Genomic DNA, 12,000 nt, shown 5'->3' with positions numbered 1-12,000 from the left:
ATAAATATAAATACCCATCAAATTCAACTTTCTATTCAAAGGTCCTTTTAAAACGAGAGAACATTTTCGATTGTAAAAAGCTCAAATAAGGTAGGAGGTAATTTGAAACAGTATAAAAATAATCACGAAACAGTTCAAATGTGAACTGTTCGTGATTGATTCGATACACTTAATCCATTTCATTATACATCGGTACTTTATACACCTAAATGGACTTTTAATAATTCATCATTATGCAATAGCTCAGCAGGAAGCCCTTGCCAAACGACTTCTCCCTTGTTTAAAATAATCACTTCATCTGCCACACAACAGGCTAAATCAATATTTTGTTCTACGATTAGCATGGATAATCCTGTTTTCTTGACATCTAAAATGATATTTTTAATTTGTTCAATAATAACAGGTGCAAGTCCTTCAGATGGCTCGTCCATTAACAAGAAATCTGGATTAAGTAAGAGCGCACGGCCAATGGCTAGCATTTGTTGTTGCCCACCTGATAATTCATTGCCCATATTCTCTTCACGTTCTTTTAATATCGGAAATAATTGATAAACTTCTTCAATTGTCCATTGTTTTTCACTAGATATACTTTTTCTTTCAGCTATTAACAAATTTTCTTTCACCGTTAAAGAGGGGAAAACCCGTCTCCCTTGAGGGACAAGACCAACACCAGCTTTAGAAATATGATTTGGTGTTCTACCAACAAGCTCTTTATCCTTAAACTGGATGGTGCCTTCCTTAGGAACAACTAGCCCAGCGATAGAATGAATCGTTGTTGTTTTGCCAGCACCATTTCTACCAAGAAGTGCAACACACTGACCCTTCTTCACCTGTAAATTAACACCGTGTAATATATGGCTATGACCATAATATGAATGTACTTCCTTTAGCTCAATCATGACTCAACGCTCCTCCACCAAAGTAAATTTCTTGGATCATTTGATTTCCTCGAATTTCTTCAGGGCTAGCCGTCATCATCGCTGTCCCATGGTGAAGGACAGTGATTTTATTAGCCAAACTAAACACAACTTCCATATCATGTTCAATAATAACCAAAGTAATATGATCAGGTATTTTTTTGATTAGTTTAACAAATCTACTTGTTTCTGTTGGCGACATTCCTGAGGTCGGTTCATCCAAGAGTATAATTTCCGGATTTGTACTCAATGATAAAATAATTTCTAATAAACGTTGTTCACCATAGGAAAGTTCTTTGACCAATACAGTACGGCGCTCTGTCATTTCCCACTCTTCTAGTAATCTATGACACTCTTCTGCTAAATCATTATAATTTTGCATAGGCTTAAACATATTGAGTCGATATTTCTTTTTCCCCATAATCGCTAAACGTACATTCTCTTCAACTGTTAATTCCTCAAAAAGATTATTCTTCTGAAAAGTTCTCCCCATCCCCTTCTCGGTTCTTTTAAAGGAAGGAATATGATCAATACGCTTGCCCGCTAAATAAACTTTTCCTGAAGATAATGGCAATGTACCATAAATACAATTAAATAAAGTTGTTTTACCAGCTCCATTGGGGCCTATAATCACATGACGTTCTCCCTTATTTACTTCGATATTGACACCTTTTAAGATATGCAATGCCTTAAATGATTTATTTAAGTCTTCAATTTTCAATAATGTCATCAGCTTGCTTGCTCCTTTCCTTTAACATGTTTATCTACAGGAGCATTCCGAGATGATTTAAATAACTTTAAGCCAAATGTCGCAACAAACTGGAGAAGATGCAATATCCCTCCTCTTTTTAGGAGAACAATTGCTATGAATAATAATCCTAAGATAAGCGGCCAGCGATCTGTCATCGTACTAATATAGTTTTGTAGGAAAACAAATGCCCCAGCACCTAATGCCGGACCAAAAATCGTACCCATACCACCAATAAAAACCATGACCATTACTTCTGCACCCATATGCACACTGAACAGTGCCGGAGAAACAAATTGTGTTTTATAAATGTATAAGCCTCCAGCTAAACCTGCCATACTACCGGCAATTAAATAAGCAAACATTTTATAAGTCTTCGGGTTATAGCCTAGAGCAATCATTCTGCCTTCATTCTCCATCATGCCTTTTAGCACTTTGCCTGCTGGGGCATTAACAAAAAGTTTCAAGAGAAAATAAGTAAGAACAAAGAAAAATCCCATCATGTAAAATAAACCGATATTAGAAGTGATCTCCCCAAAACCAAAATTAGCTGTCAAACTTGCACTATAGCCATCATTTCCACCCCAGAACTTCATTCTTGAAGTAATTAAAAATAAGACTTGAGTAAAAGCTAAGGTAATCATTAAGAAGAATACCCCTTTATTACGAATAGCAATATAACCTGTAACGAGTGAGAAACAAAGTGAAATTAGTATAGCTGCACCTAAAAGTAAATAGATATTTGCTGTATATTCACTCAAAATAGCAACGGTGTAAGCACCTAAACCGAATAGTGCACAATGTCCTAATGATGGCATTCCTCCAAAACCCATAATCAGACCCAAACTCATTGCAAAAATAGCGAAAACAAGAATTTCTGTTGATAAATACACCATAAATGGAGAAATGATGTGAGGCAGAATTAAAACAGTGATAAGCAAAAGAATAGTTGATAATAATGCTTTTTTCATGATTCCACCCTTCCGAATAAACCTGTTGGTTTAACCATTAAAATTGCAACCATTAATATGAAGATAAAAGCCATCGCAAACGTAGGCATATAAATTCTTCCGAAAATATCGACAAACCCAACAATCATTGAAGCAATAAAAGCACCTTTCCAACTGCCTAAACCACCAATAATGACGACAATCATTGAATTAACAAGAATCTCCCATTCCATCATCGGGTACATTCCAAGTATAGGTCCACTTAACACACCCCCGAAAGCAGCCAAAGCAGCACCAAAGATAAACACCCCTGAAAAAATGATTTTCACATTAAACCCAAGTGCTGATACCATTTCCATATCATCTACACCTGCTCGCACAATCATTCCTACTCTTGTCTTTGCCTCAAAATACCAAAGAACGAAAGCAAACAGAATTCCCATAGCAATGACAAATAGACGATAAGCAGGGAATGTCATTCCCACAAAATCTAGTGAATAGTCAAAGAGTGCTGGTACTGGGATAGAGAGAAAATTACCTCCCCAAATCCATAACGCTAAATCACCGAGTACAAAAACGAGACCAACAGTTAGCAACACCTGATCAGTTTCACTTCCATGCACTCTCGATATAAGTAATTTTTCAATAATTAGAGCAAAAATGGAAATCACAATGACTGCCAAAACCATCGATAACCAAAAATTCATTCCGCTCCTAGAAAACGAATAAGCAACATATCCTGCGAGTATAAAAAAAGATCCATGGGCAAGGTTCATAATCTTCATTAAACCAAAGATAATGGAGAGACCTGCAGCCATTAAAAATAACAACATGGCATACGCCAATCCTGAAACGGTGTTAGCAATAAAAAATTCCACTTGTTCGACTCCCTTCAGAATAAATAACTACGAAGAAATAACTTCCTCTGTATATTTTTTGGAAAAGGCATTGATGGAGTATCATGCCTTTCCCCTTACAACTCTTTTACAGGTAAAGAGTCCCTCTTAAATCTTATTTTGCTTTCTCGTATCCAGGATCTTCTGCCGGCATTTGCACTTTTTCATACGTACGAACGAGTTCAAAGACGATTTCTCCATCTTTCTCGGCACCTTTTAAAATATAGTGATTTTGGATTGGGTGATTCGTTTTTGGATCTAACTCAATTGGTCCACGAGGGCTATCAAATGACAAACCAGCTTTTAAAGTTTCAATAATATCGCCAACTTCTGTACTACCAGCTTTTTGAATTGATTCTGACATCACTTTGGCCGTATCATAGCCGTTAATAACATAATTGTCGGGCACTTTATCATACTTCTTGGTATAATCATCAACGAACTTTTTGTTTAACTCATTTTCTAAACCCACATGATAATGAGACAGTGTATAACCATTAACTACTGCATCACCAACTGCTTCAACTGTTGATGGGGCATTCAAAACAGAACCACCATCGACAAGAGCGTAATTCTTAGCTAATCCAAATTCCTTAAATTGTTGCACAAATCTCGGACCGTCCGCACCTGGTATAAACATAAATACAGCATCAGCATCATGCTGTTTAATTTGATTAATATAAGAAGAAAAGTCACTAGTACCCGAAGGTGCCCAAAGAATATCTAACACTTCTCCCCCATGCTCTTTAAAATTCGCAGAAAAGTCAGTCGCCTGTTCATGTCCAGCCACATAGTCAGAAGCAATAACGACTGCTTTTTTACCAATATTTTCAGCCATATCAACCCCTAATGTGCCTGCATAATTGAGAGAGGAAAAACCAATTCGCCAAACATAATCACTTTTGTCTCCCCATGATAAGCTATTACCTGAACCGACTACATTAATAATTGGGACACGCTTATCTTTTTCAGCAGCTTCTGTGAGTGCATATGAAATACTACCAATTGTACCTCCTCCAAGGAAATCCACTTCCTGATTCAGAGTTAGTTGTTGATAGTTCTTCAAGGCTTTTTGAGGATCTCCAGCATCATCCTCGAAAAATAATTCCACCGGTCTATCACCAATTTTGTAATCATTCTCTTCGAAGAAAAGCTCTACCCCTTCTTTCACCCCTTCACCCATAAAAGCAAAATTGCCTGTTAAAGCAAGTGTAAAACCTAATTTAATTGACTCACCTTCACCATCTCCTGACGCTTGTCCACCACCACTCCCACAAGCTGCTAGAAGCATACTTAGAACTAACATAATAGCCAATAACGCCCTTTTGTTTTTCTTCATTTACCCTTCCCCCTTATTCAAAATTTTCAGATCTTTTAAACCAAACCAACTACGGAATTTTTGTTTCGAATAGAAAACACTGTTGTCGCAGTGTTTTCTTGTCATTTATTATAGTGGATAAGAAATTGTATGAAAAGACTAAATTTTTTATAAATTAAATATATTTAGAATAAAGTTTTATTAGTAAATCTTTATACTCATTAATTTTTAATAGATATCTGTTTTTCCATAACTTTTTATTATTTAACAAAAGAAAATAACAGTATATTTTTTATTAAATCTCATGTTAAAACATCTTACATAACCATCAATATACTGATAATAATGGAAAAATAATTACAAATATAAAAAAACAAAAGAGCATCAATGTTTTAAATAAAAAACACCGATGCTCTTTTGTTACATAATTTTTAAAGTAAGAAGTGTATCATAACTCCTTCTGACATATCCTTGACAACTCTTAACTTACTAAAGCATTTAAAGTTAATGTATGGGTGTTTTATCACATCCCACACAAAGAAATTCTGTTCATAGCCACTTATCACCAAATTTATCCATATTGCTTATTACATATGCTCCCTTTTACTTCACTCGTTACACTTTTTTAAAAATTTATTCCAATTGAACAAGTTAAATTGAAAGTAATTCAAACTTTAAAATAAATACCTTCTTGATTCCACTTTTATTACATGGGCTTATACACATTATTTTTCATTTTCATATGGACAAATGTCCAACCTATTTTCACCTGAGTGAATAGGATGTAAAGACAAATTACCCAAGGAAAGGAATGACTAGTTTGGAGCAGCTTATTACACCATGGGATTTAGATGAGACATTAGCTGATTTATATGTGCCACCATTTATTGAAGAAATGGCTCAACAAGTGATTAAACAATACAATTTTAATGTGAGTAGCATGGAAGTTATTACAACAAAGGCAGATAAGGGTGGACTTATATGGAAGATCAATACGAACATAGGACCCAAAAGTTTAAAAATACTCCATCGGAAACCCTCCAGGAGTTTATTTAGCATTGGTGCACAGGAATATTTAGTTAATGAAAAAAAGGCTAGAATACCACCGATTGTAAAGACAAAATCGGGTAGCAATATAGTGGAAATGGGAGGGAAAATCTGGTTTGTTGCCGATTGGATTGAACCTCTATATCAAGTATCTGCCGATATTGAAGGAGCAAAGCTATTGAGTAACGCTATTGGAGAGTTCCATCAACTTTCCAAAGGGTATGTTCCTCCTAAAGGAGCAGAGAATGCTTCAAGACTTTTACGATGGCCAAATGCATATAAAAAAGTAGTGAGAAAAATATCTTGGTTTAAAAATGTAGCGAACTTATATTCAGAAATGCCCACGAGTAAGACGATCTTAAGTACAGTTGATATGTTTGAGGAGCAAGCAAAAAAGGCATTGACTATGCTGGAGCAATCCTCTTATCAACAGCTGGTCGCAAAGGGAAATAAAGAATGGGGATTAGTCCATCAGGATTATGGATGGTCGAATGGACAAATGGGACCTGGAGGTATGTGGATTATCGACCTTGATGGTGTAGCCTATGATTTGCCTATTCGTGATTTACGCAAACTCATATCTGGTTCTATGGATGATCTAGGAAGGTGGGATATTGATTGGATAATAGGAATGCTAGAAGCGTACAATGAAGCTAACCCTATCACTGACGAGTTGTTTGAGATTCTCTTGATCGATTTCTCATTACCAAATTTATATTATAAAAATGTAAAAGATATGTTATTCGAACCAACCATAGCATTAAATAGCGATTTGGATGCTATTGTCCAGCGAATCGTTGAAATCGATAAGACCAAATGGCCAATTCTTGAGCAATTACGTAAAGAATGGAGAGGGGGAAAAAGGAAATGAAAGTGCTAATAGTCTGTACAGAAAAACTTCCAGTTCCACCGGTAAAAGGAGGAGCAATACAAACATTCATCGCTGGAGCTATTCCAAACTTAAGTAAAAACCATTCTATTACAATAATCGGAAGAAACGATGACACATTACCCGATAAAGAAATAAAAGATGGTGTTCATTATGTAAGGGTTCCAGGAGGATTATTGGAGACTTACAGGGAAGGTGTTGTAGATTATCTTAAAAACAATACTTTTGACTTAATTCACATTTTTAACCGCCCCCGTTTAGTATTACCAATACGAGAAGTGGCACCAAACTCACGACTCATATTAAGCATGCACAATGATATGTTCAAGAGGGAAAAAATAGATACTGAAGAAGCCCAGAAAGCAATTGATCAATTAGATAAAATTATTACCATTAGTAATTATATTGGTAATGAAATAGTAAAGCTTTACCCCGATGCCCAACCTAAAATTCAAACAATTTATTCAGGAGTGGATTTAGAGCGATTTGTTCCAACGTATTCTGTCAAGGGTCAAAGGATTAGAGCTTCCATGCGTCAAAAACACAAACTAGAATCGAAAAAGGTAATTTTATTTGCTGGACGACTTTCAGTGAACAAGGGAGCAGATATACTTTTACGATCCATGCTAGATTTGGCTAAAAAGCATCCTAATGCGGCCTTGGTTTTAATGGGAAGTAAAGGCTTTAGTGATAATAGAATGACCGATTACATTGCTTATATTAAAGCGATTGCAGAACGCCTTCCTATACCTGTTATAACTACTGGCTTTGTTCACCCTGATGAAATTCAAGACTGGTTTGCTACTGCTGATATATTCGTTTGTCCTTCTCAATGGGAAGAGCCGTTAGCACGAGTACATTATGAAGCAATGGCGGCTGGGTTACCCATTGTGACAACTGCTCGTGGAGGAAACCCTGAAATAATCGAGATTGGAAAAAATGGGTTTATCGTTGAGCAAGCAGATGACCCTCGAGAATTTGTAGCTCATTTATCCAAATTACTTTCCAGTCCTTCTCTCTGTAGAGAAATGGGTCAATATGGTCGTAGCTTTGTAGAAAAAAATCATAATTGGAATCGAGTCATCGACGATATTTCCCAAGTGTGGAGCGGGATTGATTATAAAATTAAAAATAACGTTGACATTAGTAGTACTTCTAACATGAATGGCGAGAAAGAAGAACAACTGTTTACCAAAAAAGCTGTAGCTGAGAAGATTTCGCCTATAGAGAAAAAACCAATCCGACCAAAACAAAAGCAGCCAATTAAAAAGATTACTACTGCTTCGATACCATGGATTAATAAAGAAATATTAGCTAATAAAGCAAGCAACTATTGAATCTTAGACTGAATCAACGTTGAGGTAGAGAAACTTCCTCGAAAATGACGAAGCCGTTGAAATTTTACAATCATAAAATTTCAACGGCTTTATTTAAATAGAAATAAGGAAAACTTCTGATATGGTAAAGTGACTGTAACAAGATAAAATTAGGAATAAGGGTCCTACTGTTTAAAGATTAAACACAATGAAAAGTCAGTTTGCCTTTAGATTTAGAAATGATATTCTTTAAAAGTTATTGCTTATGTACAAGAAGGCTTGCTAGAATATGACCGACGAATGATGCTTAAAATCACCTGATCACCTACACACCAACAGTTTTTATCGGTCGCAAAATTTTGTTTTTAACTGTCATTATTAACATCATGTTTACTAACAATAAAAAAGGTGAGCAAAAGGTTAGCTAGCAACCTTACTCACCCTCTTTTTTGTTAATCGATTAGAATCGAAAGAGTGGCGACCGAAACATTTTACGATAATGATCTTTGTTTTGTTTTGGAATCAACTCAGAATAAACGTTGGTTAACCGGCTAGCAACATGATGAAATTGAAAATTAGATTCCACTAATTCTCTTGCATTTCGGGTAATGCTATTAATAGTATCCGGGTTCTTTAAATAGAAATTAATTCCTTTTGCAAATTCACTAGCTTGATCATACTTTTCAATTAAATAACCCGTTTCTTTATGAGAAACTATCTCTGCATTTCCTCCCCTATTTGTTGATATTATAGGGATACCAGCAGCAAAAGCTTCATAGTGAACCCGAGCTAAGGGTTCTTGCCATTGGGAAGAACAACAGAAAATATCACTCATTAAAAAGATGTTAGAAATTTCACTTGCAGGAATAAAATTTGTGAAAATAACTTTGTCACCTAACGGTTCGGCTAGTTTCTTCAAATAACGAATATAGTTATTTATTCCATCATCACTAAACCACTTTCCCCCAGCAATCACAAGTAAAGTATGAGGGTATCTTTTAGCAATAGCTTTAAAGGCGGATATTAGAAGATGAGGTCCTTTATTTTTAGTGAGTCTTCCAACAAATAATATGACCTTTTTATCTCCAATATTGTATTTTTGTCGATATTCTTCTCTAATTTGTTTTCCTTTCTCTGACCAGACTGGAGGATATTCTACTAGATCTACTCCTGAGTAAACTACTTTTGTTTTTGATTCTGCTTCTGGAAACCTCTCCACCACAGTTTGTTTTATATATTCACTAACTGTAACAATCCTTTCAACAGAGTTTACAATTTCCTTTCCATTCTCCAGTGATACCTTTTTTTCAGAAAGCATATCATTATGAAGTCCTAAAACAAACTGACTTGAAGGGGAAGCTTTTTTATAGAGAGGAATATTTAATGGACGGTTAAAAACATGAATAATGTCAAACCTTTTTTCAGTAAGTATTTTAGCAATATCAATTTCATAACTTTCAGATGGTAACCGAATGTATTGCACTTCGTTACGTACTTCATAATCAGGTAGAGATGGATCGGTGACAGAGAAAATAGTTAAGTTATTTTCTTTACTGAGAAAAGGAACTACACCGTCAATCATCATTTGAATTGCACCTCCCTTTATAGCAGGAGAAGGGAGTTTTTCTGTACAAATTAAAGCAAGCCTCATTACTCTTCCTCCTTATAAATAATCTTTAAATCATTTATTTCTCGGAGAAGCCCTTCTTTTAACGGCACAGCTGGCTTATATTGCAGAATCTTCAATGCCTTTGAAATATCTGCCCAAGTATGTCGCGGTTCCCCGCGCGGTTCTCCAATAAATTCCACGGTTGCTTTTTTCCCTGTTAAATCTTCTAATATTTCAATGACATCCAATATAGATTTCCGTTCTTTACCACCAATATTAATTGTCTCTCCAAGGGTATCCTCTGCATAAAGAGCAGCAAAAGTTCCTTCTACACAATCTTCTACAAACGTAAAATCACGTGTTTGTTTGCCATCACCGTATATTGGAATAGGTTTATTCGTTAAAATGCATTCGATAAATCGATGAAATGCCATGTCAGACCGTTGTCTAGGTCCATAAACAGTAAAGTATCGAAGAATAGTTATTGGAAGACCATCATTTTCACTGTATACCTTACATAAATACTCTCCTGTTAGCTTCGTTACACCATAAGGAGAAAGTGGTGAAAGTGGGCAATCTTCTGAAACCATACCAACCTTTTCTCCATATACAGAAGAGGTGGAGGCGTAAATAAACTTCTTTAAAGAGACATTCTTACAAGCCTCTAATAGCCGTTGGGTGACAAGAATATTATTTTCCTCATACAACTTGAAATTGTTACCCCAGCTTGAACGAACACCAGGCACAGCAGCTAAATGATATATCACATCATCTTTGGCAAGAATTTCACTCCAATCAATGCCTAGTAAATTCTTATTTATAAATTGAAAACGTGGATGAATCAACAGATTTTCTATATTTCTTAGTTTAATTGACTTCTTGGATGGGTCTATAAAACCATCAATGCCAATAACAACATTCTCTTCTTCTCTTAATAACCTCTCACATAAATGAGAACCGATAAACCCAGCGGCTCCTGTTACGATAATCCTCATTGTCTAGCCACCCCAATATATTGAAGTTGATGTTTTCTTACGACTTTAGGGTCAATGATATTCCGTCCATCCACTAAAATATTTCCCTTCATTAACTCATTTACCTTTTTCCAGTCTACGGTTTTAAACTGGTTCCATTCTGTTGCAATAATTAATGCATCTGCTCCTTTAATAGCTTCATACATATCATGATGAATGGTAATGGCAGGTTCAAAAGAATTGACAATAGGATCATAGGCGTGGACCTCTGTCCCTCTTTCTAATAATTTCTCAATTAATAATAATGACCTTGATTCACGTATATCATCTGTGTCGGGCTTAAAAGCTAAGCCCCAAACGGTTATTTTTTTCCCATCCAAGTTTGTTAATTGATTTGTTAATTTATCAATATACAAATCAATTTGAGAGTCATTCACATTTTGAACGGCCCTTAACATCTCAGGATTAACATTTCTCCGTTTGGCAGCGTATTCTAATGCCCGAATATCCTTTGGAAAACAAGACCCACCATAACCTAATCCTGCATTCAAAAAATAGGGACCAATTCTATTGTCTGTCCCTAGCGCTTTTGCAATATGCGTTACTTCCACATTATAGGCGTCGCAAATACGGGCGATTTCATTAATGAATGAGATTTTTGTTGCCAACAAGGCATTATTGGCATATTTAATCATCTCTGCTCCTGTTAATGAAGTAATAATATAAGGTGCTTGTAACTTCTCATAGAGAGTTTGAATTATTTTAATAGATTGAGGGCTTTTTCCACCCACAACAATTTTATCCGGGTTCATCATATCAAATACAGCATTTCCTTCTCTAAGAAACTCTGGATTGGATACAACGTCGAACATACGCGAGTCGATCCCTTTTTCTATTAATGTTTGATGAATCCATTCATTGGTACCTGGTAGTACCGTACTTTTAATAATGATTGTTTTATGAGAGGTTATCGTCTGTACCAAGGTGTCAATGACTTCATTAATCGCAGTTAGATTTTGACTCCCATCTTCTTTTGTAGGAGTACCGACTGTGATGTAAAGAATTGGGCATTCTTTTATCACACGCTGGATATCCGTTGAAAAATGAAGAAGACCTCTTTTTTTATTTCGAACAATCAGTTCCTTTAATCCTGGTTCATAAATAGGGATTTCTCCCTCAATTAATTTTTCTATTATCAATTTATTCTTATCAACACAGTAAAGCTCATGACCTAAGTCTGCCAACACAGCACCAGTTGTTAAACCAACATACCCTGTACCAATGACACATATTTTCACCATTATCATCCTTACTTGCTCATGTTAAAAACATTCAA

Annotated in this window: 10 protein-coding genes; 2 read left to right on the top strand and 8 right to left on the bottom strand. The window is 35.6% G+C overall.

All coding sequences use genetic code 11. The annotated features are described in order from the left end of the window. Window positions 1–197: 197 nt before the first annotated feature. The 5 genes from MKY26_RS00940 to MKY26_RS00920 form a co-directional block, all read right to left on the bottom strand. Window positions 198–899, bottom strand: a complete 702-nt coding sequence (locus tag MKY26_RS00940; RefSeq protein WP_095370060.1) for an ABC transporter ATP-binding protein — start codon at window positions 897–899, stop codon at window positions 198–200. Continuing rightward, complete coding sequence (locus MKY26_RS00935) at window positions 892–1,647, bottom strand: ABC transporter ATP-binding protein (RefSeq protein WP_095370061.1); 756 nt, start codon at window positions 1,645–1,647, stop codon at window positions 892–894. Before MKY26_RS00935 ends, MKY26_RS00940 begins: the two co-directional genes overlap by 8 nt. Beyond that, window positions 1,647–2,636 (bottom strand): branched-chain amino acid ABC transporter permease, encoded by a 990-nt coding sequence (locus tag MKY26_RS00930; protein ID WP_341091844.1) that lies wholly within the window; start codon window positions 2,634–2,636, stop codon window positions 1,647–1,649. The genes MKY26_RS00935 and MKY26_RS00930 overlap by 1 nt, the downstream gene beginning before the upstream one ends. Beyond that, entirely contained in the window at window positions 2,633–3,493 is an 861-nt protein-coding gene (locus MKY26_RS00925; protein ID WP_224935586.1) for a branched-chain amino acid ABC transporter permease, read from the bottom strand. The genes MKY26_RS00930 and MKY26_RS00925 overlap by 4 nt, the downstream gene beginning before the upstream one ends. Before the next feature lie 133 nt (window positions 3,494–3,626). Beyond that, on the bottom strand, window positions 3,627–4,850 hold the full coding sequence (locus MKY26_RS00920) for an ABC transporter substrate-binding protein (RefSeq protein WP_322910050.1): 1,224 nt from the start codon (window positions 4,848–4,850) through the stop codon (window positions 3,627–3,629). 799 nt (window positions 4,851–5,649) lie between these two features. Here MKY26_RS00920 and MKY26_RS00915 point away from each other — a divergent pair. Both MKY26_RS00915 and MKY26_RS00910 read left to right on the top strand, forming a co-directional pair. Next, complete coding sequence (locus tag MKY26_RS00915; RefSeq protein WP_445293114.1) at window positions 5,650–6,747, top strand: CotS family spore coat protein; 1,098 nt, start codon at window positions 5,650–5,652, stop codon at window positions 6,745–6,747. Then, window positions 6,744–8,102, top strand: coding sequence for a glycosyltransferase family 4 protein (locus MKY26_RS00910; protein WP_307318052.1), 1,359 nt, complete (start codon window positions 6,744–6,746; stop codon window positions 8,100–8,102). The genes MKY26_RS00915 and MKY26_RS00910 overlap by 4 nt, the downstream gene beginning before the upstream one ends. Before the next feature lie 439 nt (window positions 8,103–8,541). On the opposite strand, the gene MKY26_RS00905 is transcribed toward MKY26_RS00910, so the two are convergent. From MKY26_RS00905 to MKY26_RS00895, 3 genes are read right to left on the bottom strand one after another with little or no spacing between them, the layout of a single operon-like run. Continuing rightward, window positions 8,542–9,732 carry a glycosyltransferase family 4 protein gene (locus MKY26_RS00905; RefSeq protein WP_340978203.1) on the bottom strand — a complete coding sequence of 397 codons (1,191 nt, stop codon included), beginning with the start codon at window positions 9,730–9,732 and terminating at the stop codon, window positions 8,542–8,544. Further along, window positions 9,732–10,685, bottom strand: coding sequence for an NAD-dependent epimerase/dehydratase family protein (locus tag MKY26_RS00900; RefSeq protein WP_322910047.1), 954 nt, complete (start codon window positions 10,683–10,685; stop codon window positions 9,732–9,734). The genes MKY26_RS00905 and MKY26_RS00900 overlap by 1 nt, the downstream gene beginning before the upstream one ends. Beyond that, on the bottom strand, window positions 10,682–11,962 hold the full coding sequence (locus tag MKY26_RS00895) for a UDP-glucose dehydrogenase family protein (RefSeq protein WP_095370066.1): 1,281 nt from the start codon (window positions 11,960–11,962) through the stop codon (window positions 10,682–10,684). The genes MKY26_RS00900 and MKY26_RS00895 overlap by 4 nt, the downstream gene beginning before the upstream one ends. Window positions 11,963–12,000: the final 38 nt, after the last annotated feature.

Source organism: Cytobacillus sp. FSL R7-0680 (genome assembly GCF_038009245.1).
Taxonomy (GTDB): Bacteria; Bacillota; Bacilli; order Bacillales; family Cytobacillaceae; genus Cytobacillus; species Cytobacillus kochii.
The sequence above is the reverse complement of the archived record's forward strand: the minus strand, read 5'-3'. Positions and strand labels throughout refer to the sequence as shown.